Below are 18,946 nucleotides of genomic sequence, written 5' to 3'. Positions count from 1 at the left end.
GCCTAGCCGGGACCCGTACCCGAAGGCATGGCTTGGCCTACGTACTGGTTCCCCTTCCGCCCGGTCAGCGCAGCGGGATCGTCACCTCGTCCTCGATCGGCGGGGCGAGCTCCTGGGCCCGGTTGCCGGTGGCCGCGTAGCACCGCAGCCGGATCGCCTCCGGGGAGACGTCCAGGCGCAGGAAGCACTTGAAGAACGGCGGGCTGTAAGTCGCGGAGCCGGGCGAGAACAACGACGTGTAGATCTTCCGCACGGGCAGCCGGAACCGCTTGGCCCGGTCGGGGCGGCGGCCGGTGCCGAGCAGCCCGGCGACCAGGCGGACGCGCCGGGTGACCCGGGTGGAGGCGTGCGGAGTGCGGGTGGGCCGGATGCCGAGGCGCTCGGCGATCACGGCCGTCGCCTCGGCCTCGGTGAGCGTGAAGAACCGGCGCATCCGCAGCCGGTGGCCGTAGAGCCGGCTGTAGAAGGCGAGGGAGTCGCCGCGCAGCGGATAGCAGCGGAAGTCCTGCTCGGTGACGCCCGCGACGTTGACGCGGGGGATCGTGTGGGTGGCGTGCGTGAACGCTCCGCCCCCGCCCGCGACGACGTACTGGAGGGTGCGTCCGTCGTCCAGCCGGACCGGATAGCGCTGGTAGTTGTGGATGTCGCCGCCGATCGCCGCCACGTAGTGGTGCGCCGGGTCGCGGACGACGGCGTCGACGGTGCCGCCCCCCTCGATGGCGCACGGGTGGTGCCGGCCGTCCACGTACAGAGGGGAGCCGGTGACCAGGATCTTCGGGCGTGGCCCCCGGGAGACCTCGCGCAACCAGGCGCCCTGTTCCGCGTCGAGGGTGCCGAGCAGACCAGTGTCGATGCCGATGACGCGCACCGGGCCGGCGTCGATCGCCCAGTACGGGCCCGGCTGGACGGCCTGCTGTGCGGCGGCGGAGCGCAGGGTGCGTGCCTCGGGCAGGTGGCGGCCGTCGTCCGGGCGGGGCCGGTGCCACAGCAGCGATCGCAGCCAGGCCCGGGTCAGGGGGCGCGGCCGGGGCTCGGGCGGCAGGGACGGGGCGTCGTCGCAGAAGACGCGCATGAAGCCGCCGAGGTCCTCGTACCAGTCGTGGTTGCCCGGTATGGCGTAGATCGGCGCCTGATAGTCCCGGTAGGGGCGGAAGAACTTGGTGGCGTAGTCGTCCGCGCTGCCGACGGGGTAGATCACGTCACTGGCCAGCACGGCGAAGCGGGTGTCCTGACCGGCCCTCAACAGGCCCGGCACGACGGCGTACTGGGGGTCGTCGCCCTCGCCGGTGTCGCCGATGACCAGGAACGAGAACCGGTCCGGGTCGTCGCGCCGGATCACCTTGTCGGCCGGTGCGCCGGCGGCCGCCCGCTGCGCCACCCACCGGCTGCGCGTCCGGCCGACGGGGTCCCCGAACCAGGAGGCCAGCACACCGTTGCGGGCGGCCCACAGCATCCGGGGGTCCAGCCAGGAGATCTTCTCGGTCTTCGGCGGCATCAACCGCTGGTACGCGCCCCGTTCGGTGGAACCCCAACCGGCGCCTTCGGCGGTATCGCGTGAGGACTCAGACACCGGTGCACCGTAACAATCGAGCCGGGTCCCGCCCGCAGGCGGGTTTCCTCACCGCTCGCGCGTGGGCGCGACCGGTTCGCGCCCCGAAGGGCGGTACGAGGCAACGGAGTCGGCGCCCCGGCCCGGCCGCGCGGCGGAGGAGCGTTCGCCCAGCACCAGCAGGGGATCGAACATCACCACGACCCCGGCCAGCAGCAGGAAGACGACCGGCCCCGCCAGCATCGGCAGCAGCAGGGACAGGGGCGAGTCGCCCGCCCACGTCCCGCCGGTCGTGTCGTGCACGTGGACGCTGACGGCGGCCATGCCCGTGTAGTGCATCCCGGACACCGCCACGCCCATCACCAGGCTCGCGCCGAGGCTCGTCAGGAAGCCGCGGATGGTGACGGCCGACCACAACGCCGCGGTCGCGGCGCCGATGGCGATCAGTACGGACAGCGCGACACCGACCGGGTCGTAGCGGACGTCGCCGTCCAGCCGCAGAGCGGCCATGCCGAGGTAGTGCATGCCCGCCACGCCCAGGCCGGTGACCGTGCCCGCGATCGCCAGTGTGGTGCCGCTCGTGCCGCGGTGGCCGACGAGGAACACGCCGACGCCCACCACGGCGACGGCCACGACGAGACTGAGCACGGTCGTGGCCGCGTCGTACCGGACCCGGGTCTCCTCCACATGGAAGCCGATCATGGCGATGAAATGCATCGTCCAGATGCCGCAGCCGATGGAGGCCGCGCCCAACGCCAGCCAACCCGCGCTCCGGGACCGCGTGTCCAGCAGCGAGCGCACGATGCACCGCAGCCCGAGCGCACCCCCCAGGCAGGCCATCAGATAGGCCGCCACCGGAGTCACCGCACCGTAGCGAAACCCGTCGACCGTGCCGTCCATGAGCCAACTCCCCCCGAGTCATGGCTGGTTCTCAGCAAGGTCTACGCGCAGGGATCGCCTGGGGGCAAGCCCTTACCGTCGGTAGGCCGACAACTCGCCTTCAGCAGATCCCGGTTGGGGTCAGAATGTGCGCTTCAGCAGGTCGAGCAGCGCCGACCAGTGCCGCGCGTCGCCCTCCTGGTGGTACGAGGCGGTGTCGGCCTGCGTGAAACCGTGGGGCGCGCCCGCGTACACCTCGCACCGGTGGCGCACGCCCGCCGCCGTGAGGGCTTCCTCCAGACGCTCGATCTGCTCCTCGGGCAGCGAGGGGTCCTGGTCGGCGTGGCCGAAGTAGAGCTCGGCGGTGACCTTGCCGGCCACCAGGTGGGGGCTGTCCGGGGCCTCCGTGGCGAGCCGTCCGCCGTGGAAACCGGCCGCGGCCGCGACCCGCTCCGGGAAGGTGCCGGCGGTGAGGAGCGAGAGACGGGCGCCCATGCAGTAGCCGGTCAGCGCCACCGGGCCGTCGGCCACGGCCGCAGATCCGTCCAGCCAGCTCAGATACGCACCGGCGTCCCGCATCGCCAGGTCGGCGGTCAGGGCCCGCATGACGGGGCCGATCCGCTCGAACATCTCCGGACGCGCCCCCGGGTCGATGAACTCGGGCAGGTCGAACAGCGGGGCCCGACCATGCCGGTGGAACAGGTTCGGCACCAGCACGGTGTGGCCCTCCGCCGCCAGCCGGTCGGCCATGGACCGCAGCTGCGGACGCAGACCGAAGGCGTCCATGAAAACCAGGACCGCCGGATGGGCGGCCCCGTCGGCGGGGTGGGCGAGATACGCGTCGGCGGTGCCGTCCTCGGTCGGGATGTCGACAGCGGTTCCCTGTACGGCGGTCATGGCTGGGCTGCCTCTCTGTGGGGTGGGGCCAGGAACCCGTCCGCGTGACCGGGCGGATCACGGTCATCGTGACACGCCCCTTCCCGGGGCATTTCGCCCGCCCCAGGCACCCGGTTGAACCGTGAACGGCCCTTGGTCGCCGTTTTACCGACTACTCGAACCGGGAGGGGTCGCCCGCGCCGTGCCGCACGATCTCCGCCTCCCCGCCGGAGAAGTCGATGACCGTCGTCGGTTCGGTCCCGCAGTCCCCGGAGTCGACCACCCCGTCCAGCACGTGGTCGAGCAGGTCCTTGATCTCCCAGCCCTGCGTCATGGGCTCGTCCTCGCCGGGCAGCAGCAGGGTGCTGGACAGCAGCGGCTCACCGAGCTCGGCGAGCAGGGCCTGCGTGACGACGTGGTCCGGGATGCGCACGCCGACCGTCTTCTTCTTGGGGTGCTGCAGCATCCGCGGCACCTCCTTCGTCGCCGGCAGGATGAACGTGTAGCTGCCGGGTGTCGACGCCTTGATCGCGCGGAACACGTCGTTGTCGATCCGCACGAACTGCCCGAGCTGCGCGAAGTCCTGGCACACGAGGGTGAAGTGGTGCCGGTCGTCCAGCTTGCGGATCGTACGGATCCGGTCGATGCCGTCACGGCTGCCCAGGCGGCAGCCCAGCGCGTAGCAGGAGTCCGTGGGGTAGGCGACAAGAGCGTCGGCGCGGATGCTGTCGGCGATCTGGCCGATGGTGCGGGGCTGGGGGTTGTCGGGGTGCACGTCGTAGTACTTCGCCATCCGCCGAGCTTATGCCGCCGGTACGGGTCGGCGGCGCAGGGGAGGGGTACCGGCCCGGGGTCGAGGTCCGCCGTCCGGCGGTGGGGCCGGGGCGAGCACCCGGGACGTGAGGTAACGTCCCCGACCGGTGTGCCGGAGGCGGCACGGGCAACGAGGGGAAGACCGAGGTGGCTGGCCGAGCGGACGGGAACCGGCAGCGGGAAGCACAGACCGGTACGGGACCGGCGTGGGCGGAGCAACTGCTGGAGCATCTGCGCCCGGCCGGGCGGGACGTCCGCAGAGTCGTCGCCTGGCTCTCCGGCACCGTGGGCGCGACCGTGGCCCTGCTGGACGCCGCCGGGGACGTCGTCGCCGGTGATCGGCTTTCCCTGGACGCGGACCTGGTCACGGACATCATCGCCGGCCGGATCGCCTCCGCCGCCTGGGAGGGCCGGGGCAGCCACCAGCGTCTGGTCAGGGTGGAACATCCCTCCCACGCGTGCGTGCTGGCCGTTTCCCGGCAGGCCCCCTTCGACCGGCGGGCCTCCGACGTCGTCACGCACACCGCCCAGGTGCTCGGACTGCTGCTGACGGCGAACGAGTCGGCCGCGGCCGGGCATCGGCTGCGACGGGCCACCGCCGACCTGCGACTGGCGATCCTGCAACTGCTGATGGTCGAGGACACCATCGCCGCCCGTCGCGTCGCGGCCGGACTCTGGCCCGGACTGCTCGACGCCGAGACGGCCTGCGTGTACGTCGTCGAGTCCGACCCCGCCGTCCGCGACCGCGTCGCCGAGGAGTGCCTGGAGCGGACCCGGGAGGACGCCCTGGTCGTGCGCTGCCCGGCCATGGACGGTCATGTGATCGTCGTCAGCCCCCGCGACACCACGGGCGACGCCCTGCGGTCCCTGGTCGGACGGCACGCGGACCTCTTCCTCGGCGGCAGCGTCCGGCAGAGCCTCGCGCGGACCGCCACCGCCTACGGACAGGCCGTCAGCGCCCTCGCCGTCGCGCACTTCCGCCCCGACAAGACGGCCGTCTACGCGGAGCGCACCCACCCCGAACGCCTGATCGACCCGGTGGCGCTGCGCGGCTGGACGTCCCGGGTGCTGCGCCCGCTCGACACCCTGTCGCACCACACCCGCGCCGAACTCCTGGCCACCAGCCGTCTCGGCCTGGAGTTCACCGCGGTCAACGCCGCCAAGGTCCTCGGCGTCAGCCGCAACACCGTCCGTGCCCGTATGGAACGCGTCGAGACCCTGCTCGGCACCGACTTCGCCGACCTCACGGTCCGGGCGGTCGTCCACCTGGCGCTCAACACCCAGATCGGCCTGCCCGACACCCGGCTCGCCGACGGCCCCGGTGACCCCGGGCTGCGGCTCGCCGACCTGCTGTCGGGCCCCGCCGTACGCACCTGGGCGCGGGACCTGCTGGGCCGGCTGGACGCCGACGCCAGGAACCCGCGCCGGACGCTGCGCACCTGGATCGCCACCGGGGGCAACGCCGAGCGGGCCGCGCAGGCCCTGGGTGTGCACGCACAGACCGTGCGCGAGCACGTCCGCAGCGCCGAACCCCTCCTGGAACGGCAGCTGCTCGCCGGAGGAACCGACCTGTACGAGGTCGTGCTGGCGCACCTGGCCGTCGGCGACCTCGACGTGCCGGCTCTTCCGCGCCACGCGTGAGCTCCTTTGCCGCTGGGGCAACCGGTTCGCCGGGCCGGGACGGGACGAACCCGGGCCATCCGGACGCAGCTGTGCACGGGTGAGCCCTGCCGGGCGCGCAGCGGGCATCGGCACGGTTCACAAGGCGTCGGCCGTGGACGTAGGTTCAACTCACCGCGGGGGCCCGACCGGAACGGGGGACCGGTCGCGCTCCCGCGCGCTGCCTCGTGCGGCGTGTGCCTCGGGTGGTGTGGCTCAACCCCGCAGCCGTACCGGGATCTCCCGCCAGCCGAACGCGATGAACGACGGCACCTGCCGCAGTCCCTCGTCCCCGGCGGCCAGGCGCAGGTCGGGGAACCGGTCGAACAGGGCCGGCAGCGCGGTCAGGGCTTCGAGGCGGGCCAGCGGCGCCCCGATGCAGCGGTGAACGCCGATCCCGAACGCCAGATGGTCGTCGGCGGCGCGCGTGGCGTCGAAACGGTCGGCGTCCGGGCCGTAGTGCTCCGGATCCAGCCCGGCGGCGGCGTACGTGGTGATGATGGCGTCTCCGGCCGGGATCGTGACGTCGCCGACCGTCAGATCGGTGACGGCGAACCGCAGCGGCAGGGACGCGATCGACGGGTGCGCGCGCAGCGTCTCGTCGACGACGGCGTCCCAGCGGATCTCCCCGGACCGTACCGCCGCCAGTTGTTCGGGACGACGGAGCAGGGCGACGACCGCGTTGCCTATCAGGTTCACGGTGGTCTCGAAACCGGCCCCGATCACCAGCAGCAGCGTGTACAACAGCTCTTCGTCGCTCAGCCGGTCGCCGTCCTCGTCGCGGACCCGGATCAGCTCGGTGGTCATGTCGTCCCCGGGATGCGCCGCCCGGTACGCGATCAGCGCGGGCAGCACCGTGCCGATCTGCCGCTGCACGGACGCCGCTTGTTCCGGACTCGGGTCGGAGGTGTCCATGATGGCCGCGATGAGCCGGCCGGTGTCCTCCCGCAACTCGTCCGGCACACCCATCAGTTCGCAGATCATCCGCATCGGCAGCGGATGGGCGAGCCCTGCCTTGACGTCCACGACCTCGCCGTCGGCGGCCTCCAGCTCGTCCAGCAGTTCGGCCGTGATCGCCTCCACCCGGGGCCGCATCGCCTCGGTGCGCCGGTGCGTGAAACTGGGCGCGACCAGCTTGCGCAGCCGGGTGTGGTCCGGGCCGTACGCGGAGAGCATGTTGACCACGCCGACCCAGCCCAGGATCCAGGCCCAGGACGGGTTCTCGCCGATCTCGGGCCACAGCCGCCAGTGCAGCCGCGGGTCCTTGCTGACCCGTGGGTCGAGAATGAGTTGCTTCAGCGTGTCGTAGCGGGTGGGCGCCCAGGCGGGGAGGGAACCGGGCAGCTCCACGGGCACGATCGGGCCGAGGGCACGCAGTCGCGCGCTCTCGGCGGCGATGTCGGCGCCTAACGGGTCGAGAGCGATGCGGTCGGTCATGGTCACGGTCGTCCTCCTGGCTGGTCGGGAGAGCGGGGGCTGAATCGGACGGGCAGGGCTGTCAGCGAGCGGTGGAACGGACCGGGCCGCCAGGTGAGTCGCTCGCGGGGCAGTACGGGTTCGAGGTCGGGCAGCCACTGGGTGAGTCGTTCGATCGCCTCGGTGGCGATGAGCAGGGTGTGCTGCTTCACCGGACAGGCGTGCGGGCCCGCCGACCAGGACAGGTGGGAGGCGTCGGACGGGTGGCGGTCCTCACCGCGCTCCCGCTCGGCGGCCTGGGCGAGCGCCCCGTACGAGATCACCACCGGCACCGCGGCCCTGATCCACACCCCGTGGAAGGTGACCGGCGTGCGGGCGTAGTGGATGCCGTAGTTGGCGAGGGGCGTCTCGTGGTGCAGCACCTCCAGCACCGCGTCCGTCACGGGACGGGCCCCGCTGGTCAGCGTCGAGTAGTAGGCCGGGTTGCCGAGGATCCTGGACAGCGCGTTGGACACCAGGTTCGCCGTCGGCTCGTGGCCCGCGCCGAGGGTGAGGAACACCTGCCAGGTGACCTCCTCGGGCGTCAGTCCCGCAGGATGGTCCAGCAGCCAGCTCGGCAGGTCGTCGCCGCGCCGCTCCCTCTTGGCGGAGATCAGCTCCAGCACGTAACCGCCGAACTCGGCCTCGCCCGCGGCCGCCTGGGCTCCGCCCTCGATCAGCTTGCCCAGGGCGGAGTCGAGACGCTCGCCCGCGCTGTCCGGCAGTCCGAAGAGGCTGTTGAACACCAGCGCCATCAGCGGCCGGGTGAACTCGCCCACCAGGTCGGCCTCTCCGCGCGGCCCGATCCGGCTCACCAGCAGGTGCACCGCCCGGTGCACCCTGGCCCGCAGATCGTGCGGCTCCACCAGGTCGAAGGCGTCGAGCAGCGAGGTGCGGTAGCGCAGGTGGGCGCCGCCGTCGGCGAAAAGCGTGTTGGGACGCCAGCGCATCATGCCCAGCACCGGAGAGTCGTCGGGGACGGTCGCCTCCCACGGCCGGGGATCGTGCGAGAACGTCTCGGTGTCGTGCAGCAGGTCCAGCGCCGCTCGGCGGTCGGTGACGACGTACGCCGGGACACCGGGGGCGAGTTCCGCCCAGCCGACCGGGCCGTGCGCGCGCAGGGCGGCGTAATAGGAGTGGGGGTCGCGGGCGAAGCCGTCCTCCCACAGGCGGACGGGCGCCGCGAGGGAGAAGGCCTGCTCGGCGGGGGACGGTCGGGTCACCGGGGCTCCGGGGGGTGGTGGTCGATCAGGTGCTGCACCAGCGTGAGCAGGGCGTCGACCGAGGAGTTCGCCTCCCGCGCGTCGCAGGTCACCATCGGGGTCGTGGGCTCCAGGTCCAGGGCGGCGCGCAGTTGCTCGGGCGTGTGGTGGCGGGGCGCGTCCGGGAAGGCGTTGAAGGCGACCGCGTAGGGCAGTCCGCTTTCCTCCACCAGGCCCAGCACGTCGAACGAGGCGTCGATCCGGCGGGCGTCGACCAGGACGAGGGCGCCGAGTGCCCCGTAGGCGATGTCGTCCCACAGTGCCCGGAACCGCTCCTGTCCGGGGGTGCCGAACAGATACAGCACGACACCGCCCGGCAGGCTGATCCGGCCGAAGTCGATGGCGACCGTGGTGGTCGACTTGTCCCGCACCCCCGCGAGGTCGTCGACCTGTGCGGACGCCTCGGAGAGCTGCTCCTCCGTGTGCAGCGGGCGGATCTCGGACACCGAGCGGATCAGGGTGGTCTTGCCCACCCCGAAGGGCCCCGTGATCAGGATCTTCACCAAGTCCTGGGCGGTGTCGGGGAGGTGCAGGTCCGCACCCCCCGTCTCGGCGTCAACGGTGCTTGAGGTCGCGCAGGCCATCGGCCACTCTCTTCAGCAGGTCGGGGTCGAAGCGCCGGGCGGGCGGGATCGGCGCGCGGGCCAGTATGAGGTCGCGGTCGAGGAGGTCGCCGGCCAGCACCAGTACCGCGGAGACCGGAAGGCGCAGCAGGGCCGCGGCCTCCAGTACCGTCAGCGACCCGTGCTCCAGCTCCTCCAGCAGGGCCGCCTGGGCGGCGGGCAGGTCGGCGGGGGTCGGCTCACCGCTGCCGGTGAGGACGGACAGCCGCTCGAGATGCGCACGGCTGGGCCTGGCGACCCCGCCGGTCGACAGGTACGCGGGAACCAGGGGACGGCCGCCTCGGCGGCCGGTCATGCCGGCGTGTCGCCGTCGGCACTCCGGGGCCCGGCGGCCATCGCCTTCTCGCCCAGGCGCGCCACCTGCGAGTGCACCCGGTGGGCCAGCAGGTCCAGCCGCACCTCGGGATCGCCGTACGCGGCGACGCAGGTGCCGTGGTCCGTCGGCACGATGAGCACGTAGCCGTGGTCCGACTCGATGACGACCTGCCGGATGTCGGCCCGGTCGGTGTCGGCGAACGCCGCCGCTGCGGTACGGCAGGCGCCCTGCACGGTGCTGGTGATGGCCGCGACCCGCTCGGCCGACGGCCGCGACAGCGCGTCGGTGTAGCCCGTGACGAGTCCGTCCCGGGTGAGCAGGACGGCTGCCACGACGTGCGGCACCTCCAGGACCGGTTCGAGCACCCATGCCGTGTCCCCCGCTGCGCGGCTGGTCATCGAGCCGTTCCCCCTTCGTGGTCGTTGCTGTCGGTGTCGTCGTGGGCCCCGTCGGCGGTTGTCGCGGCCGGGGCACCCTCAGATACGGCCGGGACGGCGCCTGCGTTCGACCCGGTGGCGCCGCGCGCTGCCGCGGTGCCGGACTGGAGGGCACGGAGGGCGGCGGCGGCGTCCTCGGGGCGGCGGGGACGCCGCGCGGGTACGGGTTCGGCCCCCTGACCGGCCGAGGTCGCGGCGCGGTTGCGGCGACGCCGCTGGGGGAGACCGCCGCCGTCACGGGGCCCGTGATGGCCGGGGACCGGGGCGGAGACGTCGGCGTCCTGCTCGGTGCCATAGCCGTGGTCGTGATCGTGGTCGGGTGGCGCGGTGGTGCGGAACGGCCCGGGCCCCTCGGGCTCGGTGGTCGTGACGCGGTCGCCGGACCCGGTGGCCGGGGCGGGTTCGGGCTGGTGCGGTGGGTCGTCCGGGGCGGGCCGGGGTGTGCGGACCGGACCGCGCCGGGCAGGGCCCGAAGCCGGGGGAGGGACGGGAGCGCCGGTCGCCGTTCCACCGGACGGGGCGGGCTCACCCAGCTTCGGGGCGCCGGGCGCTCCGCCGGACGCGCCGTGCCCGTCCGGTCCCGTACCGCGGGAAGCGCCGGCCGCGCTCCCCGCGTCCCGCGCCACCGTCCTGCGGGTCGAGCGCGGGGCGCCGGCGGCCGGAGGCAGTTCCCCGGGGTCGATCCTCGTCAGCAGATGGCTGTCGATCCGCAGGACGGCCCGCACACCGCCGTACGGGGAGGGGGAGGACAGGTCCACGCTCAGATCGAACTGCCGGGTCAGCTGCCCGATGGCCGCGAGTCCCATGCGCGGCGGGTCGCCGAGCTCGGTGAGCAGAATCGGATCGGAACCGGCGACCATCCGCTGGGCCCGCGCCCGTTCGTCCTGCGTCATGCCCAGCCCGGCATCGTCCACCGTCACACAGACGCCGTGGTGGACCGCCTCCAGGTTGACCACGACGTCGGTGTCGGGCGCGGAGTGCCTCAGCGCGTTGTCGAGGAGCTCGGCGACGATGATGGCGACCGGCTCGACGGCGTGTGACACCAGGGCCGTACCGGGCGCCAGGTGATTGCCGACCCGGACGCGCCGGTAGCCCGCGAGCCGGGCCTGGCCGCCCGTCACCGCGTCCACCAGATGTGAGTCCTCCCGGGCGAGCCCCACCCAGGCCCCGCACACCACGGCGGCGACCTGGGCGCGCCGCAGCGACTGCTCGTTCTCGTGGTCCAGTTCGAACAGGGTCTGCGCCAACTCGGGATCGTCGTAGCGCTGTTGCAGTCCGCGCAGGGCGTCCTGGAGCCGGTACAGCGCCGCCTGGACCTCCCGGGTGGCCCCGCGCATCCCGGCCTGAGCGGCCGCGTCGATGCGGACGCGCTGCGCGGCCAGCTCGGTGTGCAGCCCCTTCAGCACCTGTTCCAGGGCGAGCCCCAGGGGCGACCCGGCCAGTTGCGGGTTCAGCGGGCCGGGCACGGTGACGTGGGAATGCGCCGCCTGCCGGGCCGCGGCGGGCACCCGCCGCGTCGCCAGATGCTCCACCTCGGAGGCGAACGACCGTGAGGTGCCGTCGAGTTGTGCCCGCAGCGCGGACGTTTTCGCGCGCTGCGCCGCCAGTTGCCGCCGTGAGCGCAGCAGCCCGCCGCCGAGGGCGATCGCGGACAGTGTGCCGAGGGCGAGGGCACCGACGGCCAGGTCCGGTACTTCGATCATCGAGTCGATTCCAGGAGGGAGTCGGGCAGGGCTGGGTCCGGGGTGCTCTGGCGAGCCACCCGCAGCACAGTACACACCGTCATCGACCGGTCTCGCACGGTGGAGCACGACTTCGTTCCGAAAGTGATCGCTGTCTGGCCGCTTCCGTGCCAACTGTCTGAAATGCCGCACCGAGCACGGGAATTGGCGGTGCGTACGGGTCTGCCCGACCGGTTCGGTTCCACGTGACGCGGTGATCACTCCACGTGACGAACCCGGGCTGTGTGCCCGAGCGGAGGGCGGGTACCCGTCCCGCGCCTGAATTGGTCCGCTCCGCGAGAAGGAGGCCCGCATGAGCAGTGAATCGGAGACCGGCGGTGTGACCGGTACGCAGGACAAGGACTACAACCTCATCTGGTACGTCGAGGCGTGCCTGAACAACGCCCTGCGCCTGGAGAGCTACATCCAGGACGCGGAGCGCGCCAAGGACACCGAGGTGGCGGACCTGTTCCGCAAGGCCCAGGCGGACAGCCGCAAGGGTGCCGAGCTGGGCAAGGGGCTGCTGCGCGCACGCCTCCAGGAAGGCTGAGACGCACCGGCCTTCCAGGGCCCGGATCCCCAACGCCTTCCAGGGCCCGGATCCCCAACGGGGTCCGGGCCCTCCTCCGTGTCGGACGCGGAAGACCTCGGCGACCGTTCGACGAGTTCGTCCCCGGTCATCGTGCCGTCCACCGTGACGGCGGGCAGCCCCGGGCGTCCGGGGACCCCATCCGGGACGGCGCCGCCGCTGCGCACCGTCACCCGGGTCCGTGCGGAGGGACCGGATCCCCGAGACAAGGGCGGGCCGGTCCTCGCCGTAGGTGACGACGGCCGCGTACACCGTGTCCACGGCCGCCTGGCAAGCCGGCGCCCCGGCCGAACGCGCCGAGGCCGAACGCCGGGCGCGACGGACTGGCACGTGAGTGACCCCGCCCAGCCGGGTACTCGGCCCGTCCCGCCAGGACCGGCCGGGCGGCCGTTCACGGTGCCGACCCGGCCGGCCGCCGGCCACGAGCCGAAGGAGCCCACACATATGACGGACGTATCCGGCACCGGCCCCGCCCCGGGCGACGACCGCAAGGTACTCACCAACCGCCAGGGCCATCCGGTCTACGACAACCAGAACCAGCGCACGGTCGGCGCCCGCGGCCCGGCCACGCTGGAGAACTACCAGTTGCTGGAGAAGATCAGCCACTTCGACCGGGAACGCATCCCGGAGCGCGTCGTGCACGCCCGCGGCGTCACCGCCTACGGCCACTTCGAGGCCTACGGCACCTGGGGTGACGAGCCGATCGGCCGCTACACCCGGGCCAAGCTGTTCCAGGAGCGCGGCAAGCGCACGGACGTCGCCGTCCGCTTCTCCACCGTGATCGGCGGCCGTGACTCCTCCGAGGCCGCCCGCGACCCGCGTGGTTTCGCCGTCAAGTTCTACACCGAGGACGGCAACTGGGATCTGGTCGGCAACAACCTGGGTGTCTTCTTCATCCGGGACGCCATCAAGTTCCCGGACGTCATCCACGCCCTCAAGCCGGACCCGGTGACCTTCGAACAGCAGCCGCGCCGCATCTTCGACTTCATGTCGCAGACGCCCGAGGCCATGCACATGCTGGTCAACCTGTTCAGCCCGCGGGGTATCCCCGCCGACTACCGCCACATGCAGGGCTTCGGCGTCAACACCTACAAGTGGGTCAACGCCGACGGCGAGACCAAGCTGGTCAAGTACCACTGGATGCCCAAGCAGGGCGTGCGCAGCATGACCGAGGAGGACGCGGCCAACGTCCAGGCCGAGACCCTCGGCCACGCCACCAAGGACCTGTACGAGGCCGTCGCCCGCGGCGACCACCCGGAATGGGAGCTGCTCGTCCAGATGATGGACGACCACGACCACCCGGAGCTCGACTTCGACCCGCTGGACGACACCAAGACCTGGCCCGAGCAGGACTTCCCGCCGAAGCCGGTGGGCCGGATGGTGCTCGACCGCATGCCGGAGAACTTCTTCGCCGAGAACGAGCAGATCTCCTTCGGCACCGGCGTCCTCGTCGACGGCCTGGACTTCTCCGACGACAAGATGCTCATCGGCCGGACCTTCTCCTACAGCGACACCCAGCGCTACCGGGTCGGCCCGAACTACCTCCAGCTCCCCGTCAACCAGGCCAAGAACGCGGAGGTGCACACCAACCAGCGCGACGGCCAGATGACGTACCACGTGGACGGCGGAGGAGAGAACCCGCAGGTCAACTATGAGCCGTCCCTCACCGGGGGCCTGCGCGAGGCCCGCTACCCGGCCCACGACGAACAGGGCCCCGAGATCCACGGCCGGCTCACCCGCAAGCGCATCCCGCGCACCAACGACTACCTCCAGGCGGGTCAGCGCTACCTGCTGCTGGAGGACTGGGAGCGCGACGACCTGGTGAAGAACTTCATCGGTCAACTGTCCCAGTGCGACCGGGCGATCCAGGAGCGCATGGTCTGGCACTTCCTGCTGGTCGAGAACGACCTCGGTCTGCGGGTCGGCGAGGGACTGGGCATCGGCCCGGAGGACGTGGCCGGTCTGGAGCCGCTGGCGAGCCAGGACCTCACGGACGACGACCGTGAACGCCTGGCCAACCTCGGCAAGAACAAGCCGCGTGACGTCGAGGGCCTCACCATGACCCACTGCGTCCCCGACGAACGGCATGTCGTGACCCGTTGACCGGTCACCCCGACAGGGCCGTACGGGCCACCGCGAACGCCTGTTTCGCGTAGCCCCGGCCGAACAGCACGGCGTGCACCAGCAGAGGGAACAGCTGGTGCACGCCGACCCGGTCGTCCCAGCCGTCGGCGAGCGGCGCGACCTCCTGGTAGCCGTCCAGGACGTGCTCCAGATGAGGGCAGCCGAACAGCCGCAGCATCGCCAGGTCCGTCTCCCGGTGCCCGCCGTGCGCGGCCGGGTCGATCAGCCGGACCTCTCCGTCGGCGGCCCACAGCACGTTGCCGCTCCACAGGTCTCCGTGCAGGCGTGCGGGCGGCTCGGCCGGTCCCGACAGATCCGGCAGCCGCTCGCACAGACGCTCCACGACGGTTGCCTCGCCGACCCGGACGGTGCCCTGATCGACCGCCTGCCGCAGATACGGCAGCACACGCTGCTCGGCGTACCAGCTCGGCCAGTCCGCGGCGGGCTCGTTGCGCATCCGCGCGAGCCCGATGTACGCGTCCGCCGGTCCGTCCGGCGGCGGCGCGCCGAACGCCGGTGCCCCGGCGGCGTGCAGCGCCGCCAGGTCCCGGCCGAAGCGCACCGCCGCCCGCCGGCCCGGCCGCCCTTCCGTCACCCGGTCGATGACCAGCCAGCCCTTTTCATGTCCGTGCACCACCGGCACGCGCACGCTCCCGGCGGCGGCCAGCCATCGCAGCCCCGCCGCCTCGGCCCGTGCCGCCCCCGGCGCGTCGGACCGTTTGACGACCACGACCCGCCCGTCGTCCAGGGTGGCCTCGGCGAGAGCTCCCGACCGGGGCCGTTCGTCCCTCACCGCACTGCCGGTGAGCCGGGCCACGACATCCGCTCGGGCGGTCATGCGCACTCCTCCTCGGCGCCGGTCGATCACCACTCAGCGTACGGCCGCGCCGCTCAGCCTTCTGATACCCCGTGTGGTCACTGCTGGGAGCTCCCCGGGGCCGTTCGCCCGGTGTCCCGATCGCAGAAGCAGACCTCTCGACCCCGGCGGCCGTTGCCCCCCCGGTCGAGGCCTGTTCGGCGTTCCGGGACATGCGCCACGCGCCGGTCACGCGGGACGGTGAAATCCCGCCGCCGGCCGACAGAACCGGCCACCGGCGGGGGATCAGTCGGGTCATGACGAGTTCACCGTTCCAGCGCACCATCGCCCTGCCGGCCCCCGTGTGCGAACAGGCCGCACAGTACCTGGAGCAGGCCGCGCGCCGGGCCATCGACGGCGCGGCGATCCCCCTGAAGGCCTTCCGTACGGCTGCGGACAACGATTTCGTCCTGCCCGTCTCGGTCGTCGAACAGGCGGCGGCCTGCCTGCTCGTCCTGGCCACCGAGACCGCCCAGACGGTGCGTCCCTCCGCCCTGCGCGCCACCATCAGCGTAGCGCTGCGACTGCGCGACGCCGTGCAACTGACCCATCAGCCCGCCCTCAGCAGCCGGTTCTGGTGAGCCGCCCCGCCGCCCCGCCGCTCAGGCGCGGCGGAAGGCGACCTCGACCTGCCGGTGACGCAGCTCCTCCAGGGTGGCGTGCTGCAGCCGGGCCCGTTCGATGAGCTCGTCCAGCCGCCCGGCGTCGAGCCGCTCGTCCGTGGTCGCGAGATCGCGCAGGGTCTCCCAGCCCGCCAGCTTGCCTTCCACCCCGAGCGCCAGCACCTCCAGCTCCCACAGCGTGCTCAACGGAGAGCGCCGTACCAGGCTGCCGTTGCTCTTCAGGCGCCCCATCTGCTCGACCGCCCGGCCCGTGTAGACCTTGTAGCGGCGTACCGGCACGTCGAGGCGCCGCATGATCCCGAGCAGGCTCGTCCGGTCGTCGGCCATCTCGGCGGCGACCGGGGCCAGCGCGTCGGCGAGCGGCGAGCCGGTGCACGAGCGCAGCAGGTAGCGCATGCGCGCGGTCGCCGCGGTGGCGCCGGCGAGATGGTCGTTGAGATAGATGCCCAGCAGGGACATGTCGGTGGCCGGGGCACGCCGGGCGTCCGGGGAATCCGCTCGCTGTTCCGTCATGACGCGACTCCTGTCGTACTCCGGTCCTGCCCCACGGCCACCCTCGTGGTGATCCGTACGAGACAGGGAGGGCGAGGCGTCGAGCCGGTCCCGAAACGCACGGGAGGCTCGACCGGGGCGAGGGCGCCGAGGCTCTCGCCCGCACGGGTGACGCCGGCCGAGGTGACCGGGTGCAGGTCCCGGGCCCCGTACCACTGGTGCCGTCCGGGGCGGGCACTGCCGTGGGTGCGCGCTCCCAGCAGCAGACGGGCGGGCCGGTTCCACAGCGCGATCCAGCCCGGGTGGGTGGCGAGCGGACCCGGCACCGCGCGCAGCGCGAGGCCCGGCAGGGTCCGGCGGCCGGTGCTGAAGCGCAGATCGAACGGCGGGGCCGTGACGGTCCAGTGCCGCCGGCCGGTGATCCGCACCTCGACCGGTACCACCCGGACCTCGTCGAAGACATACGTGCCGGCGACGAAGTCCGCAGTCCGGCGCGTGGGCGCCAGCAACAGCCGGTGCCCGTCGGCCTCCTCCACCATCACGTCGCTGAACGGGCCGAACGGCGACCGCGGCCAGTGCCCGAGCACCACACGGACGCCGGAGGCCGTGCCGATCCCCGCTATCCAGCCGTCGAAGCGCAGCGTGCGCACCGGCGACCGGGCACCTGGGGACCGGGCCGGACCAGCGGATTCGGGTCCGTGAGACAACACGCGGGCCGGGTGCCCGGCCCCTGTGCGGCCGAAACGGAGGACGGCCGTCGCTGCGCGGGGCCCGTCCGCGGCCCGCCCTCATGCCGGGTTCCCGCGGCCCCCGCGCGGCTCCGGGACGCCGACGGTGTGGCCGAGGCCACATCCCGGACGAGGTCCCGATCACGTCCGGGTGGGCGAAGCGGCGGTTACCGTCTACGACCAGATCCCGCTCCCCTCCCTCGGACGGCCCGGCAGTGCCAGCAGATCTCTCCCCCGTCATCGCGGCGACCGCCCAGTGGCTGACCCGCGCCTTCCCCGCCGCCGGCGGCGCGCTGGCCTCCGCGCTGTGCGAGGTCCAGGCGCGGCAGGCCGTGACCGTGGCGGCCTGGCTGCGGTACCCGACGGCCATGGACGCCGCCCTGCTCGGCATGGCGGGACCCGGCGGCTCCGGGCGGCTCGACTGGGTCACCGGCGCCGACGCGGCCCTCGGCGACGACACGGACGCGCACGCCTGGCGCACCTGGGTGGACGAGGTCGTGGCCAGCTGGGCGGCCTGCCTGCTCACCGATCCGGAGCTGGCCGCCCGGGCCGTGACCGCGCTCGCCGACGGCAGCCACAGCACCGGATCACGGGCCGAGTTCCGCCGGCTGACCGCCCCCGACGACGGCGACCGGAGGGCCGCCGCCCTGCTGCGCCACCCCGACCTGCTCGCCCCCGTCGCCGATCTGCACCAGGACCAGCTGCTCGACCGCCTGAACCCGGGCCGCACGCTGATCGCCTGACGCCTCCGCGCTCACCCCGCCGGCCTGCGCGGACACGCGTCGGCCGCCCGTCCTCACCCTCCGTGACTCACCGGTTTGCCGTAAGCGACCGTGCCGCGCGCGCACGGTCGGCGGACGCTGATCGTGGGCTCGACGGCCCTCCGGTCCGCGATCGCCGGTCCGGGACGCACCCGTCGTGCCGCGCCGCACCGCCGACGGAGGAGCAACCGACATGGCCACCGCACTCTCGCGCAACTGGGAACACGCCGTCGTCACCGGCGGCGCCGGGTTCGTCGGCTCCCATCTGTGCGCCGCACTGCTGGAGGCGGGCGCGGCCGTCACCTGCGTGGACGACTTCAGCACCGGCAGGCCCGAGAACATATCGCCGCTGCTCGAACAGCCCGGCTTCACGCTGGTGCAGGCGAACGTCACCGAGGGAATCCGGATCAAACGGCCGCCGGACCTCGTCCTGCACTTCGCCTCCCCGGCCTCCCCGGCCGACTACCTGCGCCTCCCGCTGCACACCATGGAGACCGGCAGCCTCGGCACCCGCAACGCCCTGGAGCTCGCCCACTCCTCCCGCGCCCGCTTCGTCCTCGCCTCGACCTCCGAGGTCTACGGCGACCCGCTGCAGAACCCGCAGGACGAGCGCTACTGGGGCAACGTCAACCCCGTCGGGCCGCGCAGCGTCTACGACGAGGCCAAGCGCTTCGGCGAGGCGCTGACCACCGCCCACGCCGACACCCACGGCACCGACACCTGCATCGTGCGGCTGTTCAACACCTACGGCCCCCGGATGCGCGGCCACGACGGACGCGCGGTGCCGACCTTCGTACGGCAGGCCCTGGCCGGCGAGCCCCTCACCGTGACCGGCGACGGCCGCCAGACCCGTTCCCTGTGCTACGTCGACGACACCGTACGCGGCATTCTCGCCGCCGCCGCCCATGGCATGCGCGGACCCGTCAACATCGGCAACCCGACCGAGATCACCATGCTCGACCTCGCGCGCCTGGTCGTCGAACTAGCCGAGTCCTCCTCGGAGATCCGCTACATCGAACGCCCCGTGGACGACCCGGCCGTGCGCTGCCCGGACATCACGCTGGCCCGCGACAAGCTCGGCTGGGACCCACAGGTGCGTGCGGAGGAGGGCCTGCGGCGCACGATCGCGCGGTTCCGCGAGGCCGGCACCGAGGAGTGACCCGCCCGGGCACCCAGCACCGCC

At 72.8% G+C, this 18,946-nt stretch carries 19 protein-coding genes; 6 read left to right on the top strand and 13 right to left on the bottom strand.

What is annotated here, in order from left to right; genetic code table 11:
* Positions 1-64 precede the first annotated feature (64 nt).
* The 4 genes from QNO09_RS32360 to QNO09_RS32345 all read right to left on the bottom strand — a co-directional run bounded on the left by QNO09_RS32360 (position 65) and on the right by QNO09_RS32345 (position 4,097).
* Entirely contained in the window at positions 65-1,570 is a 1,506-nt protein-coding gene (locus QNO09_RS32360) for a metallophosphoesterase family protein (protein ID WP_283973813.1), read from the bottom strand.
* Between the two features lie 48 nt (positions 1,571-1,618).
* On the bottom strand, positions 1,619-2,449 hold the full coding sequence (locus tag QNO09_RS32355; protein WP_283973812.1) for an MHYT domain-containing protein: 831 nt from the start codon (positions 2,447-2,449) through the stop codon (positions 1,619-1,621).
* A gap of 120 nt (positions 2,450-2,569) precedes the next feature.
* Positions 2,570-3,325, bottom strand: coding sequence for a dienelactone hydrolase family protein (locus QNO09_RS32350; protein ID WP_283973811.1), 756 nt, complete (start codon positions 3,323-3,325; stop codon positions 2,570-2,572).
* Positions 3,326-3,476: 151 nt separating this feature from the next.
* The gene (locus tag QNO09_RS32345) at positions 3,477-4,097 is read right to left on the bottom strand and encodes an L-threonylcarbamoyladenylate synthase (RefSeq protein ID WP_283973810.1); all 621 of its coding nucleotides are present in this window, start codon (positions 4,095-4,097) and stop codon (positions 3,477-3,479) included.
* A gap of 167 nt (positions 4,098-4,264) precedes the next feature.
* Here QNO09_RS32345 and QNO09_RS32340 point away from each other — a divergent pair, with 167 nt between their 5' ends.
* Positions 4,265-5,758 (top strand): helix-turn-helix domain-containing protein, encoded by a 1,494-nt coding sequence (locus QNO09_RS32340; RefSeq protein WP_283973809.1) that lies wholly within the window; start codon positions 4,265-4,267, stop codon positions 5,756-5,758.
* A gap of 234 nt (positions 5,759-5,992) precedes the next feature.
* On the opposite strand, the gene QNO09_RS32335 is transcribed toward QNO09_RS32340, so the two are convergent.
* From QNO09_RS32335 to QNO09_RS32310, 6 genes are read right to left on the bottom strand one after another with little or no spacing between them, the layout of a single operon-like run.
* A complete protein-coding gene (locus tag QNO09_RS32335; RefSeq protein WP_283973808.1) occupies positions 5,993-7,219 on the bottom strand; it encodes a cytochrome P450 family protein in 1,227 nt (408 codons plus the stop codon).
* A complete protein-coding gene (locus tag QNO09_RS32330) occupies positions 7,216-8,454 on the bottom strand; it encodes a cytochrome P450 family protein (RefSeq protein ID WP_283973807.1) in 1,239 nt (412 codons plus the stop codon). Before QNO09_RS32330 ends, QNO09_RS32335 begins: the two co-directional genes overlap by 4 nt.
* On the bottom strand, positions 8,451-9,077 hold the full coding sequence (locus QNO09_RS32325) for a GTP-binding protein (RefSeq protein ID WP_283973806.1): 627 nt from the start codon (positions 9,075-9,077) through the stop codon (positions 8,451-8,453). Before QNO09_RS32325 ends, QNO09_RS32330 begins: the two co-directional genes overlap by 4 nt.
* Entirely contained in the window at positions 9,049-9,411 is a 363-nt protein-coding gene (locus QNO09_RS32320; protein WP_283973805.1) for a DUF742 domain-containing protein, read from the bottom strand. Before QNO09_RS32320 ends, QNO09_RS32325 begins: the two co-directional genes overlap by 29 nt.
* Positions 9,408-9,830: a roadblock/LC7 domain-containing protein gene (locus QNO09_RS32315; protein WP_283973804.1), complete on the bottom strand. Its 423-nt coding sequence runs from the start codon at positions 9,828-9,830 to the stop codon at positions 9,408-9,410. Before QNO09_RS32315 ends, QNO09_RS32320 begins: the two co-directional genes overlap by 4 nt.
* The gene (locus QNO09_RS32310) at positions 9,827-11,572 is read right to left on the bottom strand and encodes an ATP-binding protein (RefSeq protein ID WP_283973803.1); all 1,746 of its coding nucleotides are present in this window, start codon (positions 11,570-11,572) and stop codon (positions 9,827-9,829) included. The genes QNO09_RS32315 and QNO09_RS32310 overlap by 4 nt, the downstream gene beginning before the upstream one ends.
* Before the next feature lie 331 nt (positions 11,573-11,903).
* On the opposite strand from QNO09_RS32310, the gene QNO09_RS32305 reads away from it, so the two are divergent.
* On the top strand, positions 11,904-12,140 hold the full coding sequence (locus tag QNO09_RS32305) for a hypothetical protein (RefSeq protein ID WP_283973802.1): 237 nt from the start codon (positions 11,904-11,906) through the stop codon (positions 12,138-12,140).
* 483 nt (positions 12,141-12,623) lie between these two features.
* Positions 12,624-14,282: a catalase gene (locus QNO09_RS32300; protein ID WP_283973801.1), complete on the top strand. Its 1,659-nt coding sequence runs from the start codon at positions 12,624-12,626 to the stop codon at positions 14,280-14,282.
* A gap of 4 nt (positions 14,283-14,286) precedes the next feature.
* Here QNO09_RS32300 and QNO09_RS32295 read toward each other — a convergent pair whose 3' ends face one another.
* Positions 14,287-15,141, bottom strand: coding sequence for a fructosamine kinase family protein (locus QNO09_RS32295; RefSeq protein ID WP_283973800.1), 855 nt, complete (start codon positions 15,139-15,141; stop codon positions 14,287-14,289).
* Between the two features lie 275 nt (positions 15,142-15,416).
* Between QNO09_RS32295 and QNO09_RS32290 the strand changes: the two genes are divergently transcribed.
* Positions 15,417-15,740 carry a hypothetical protein gene (locus tag QNO09_RS32290; protein ID WP_283973799.1) on the top strand — a complete coding sequence of 108 codons (324 nt, stop codon included), beginning with the start codon at positions 15,417-15,419 and terminating at the stop codon, positions 15,738-15,740.
* 21 nt (positions 15,741-15,761) lie between these two features.
* Here QNO09_RS32290 and QNO09_RS32285 read toward each other — a convergent pair whose 3' ends face one another.
* Positions 15,762-16,295: a hypothetical protein gene (locus tag QNO09_RS32285; protein ID WP_283973798.1), complete on the bottom strand. Its 534-nt coding sequence runs from the start codon at positions 16,293-16,295 to the stop codon at positions 15,762-15,764.
* Entirely contained in the window at positions 16,292-16,924 is a 633-nt protein-coding gene (locus QNO09_RS32280) for a hypothetical protein (protein ID WP_283973797.1), read from the bottom strand. The genes QNO09_RS32285 and QNO09_RS32280 overlap by 4 nt, the downstream gene beginning before the upstream one ends.
* Before the next feature lie 293 nt (positions 16,925-17,217).
* Here QNO09_RS32280 and QNO09_RS32275 point away from each other — a divergent pair, with 293 nt between their 5' ends.
* Together QNO09_RS32275 and QNO09_RS32270 are read left to right on the top strand one after the other, a co-directional pair.
* Positions 17,218-17,745 carry a hypothetical protein gene (locus QNO09_RS32275; protein WP_283973796.1) on the top strand — a complete coding sequence of 176 codons (528 nt, stop codon included), beginning with the start codon at positions 17,218-17,220 and terminating at the stop codon, positions 17,743-17,745.
* Positions 17,746-17,956: 211 nt separating this feature from the next.
* Positions 17,957-18,922: an NAD-dependent epimerase/dehydratase family protein gene (locus QNO09_RS32270; protein ID WP_283973795.1), complete on the top strand. Its 966-nt coding sequence runs from the start codon at positions 17,957-17,959 to the stop codon at positions 18,920-18,922.
* Positions 18,923-18,946 lie beyond the last annotated feature (24 nt).

The organism is Streptomyces sp. 378 (assembly GCF_030124145.1).
GTDB lineage: Bacteria > Actinomycetota > Actinomycetes > Streptomycetales > Streptomycetaceae > Streptomyces.
The sequence above is the reverse complement of the archived record's forward strand: the minus strand, read 5'-3'. Positions and strand labels throughout refer to the sequence as shown.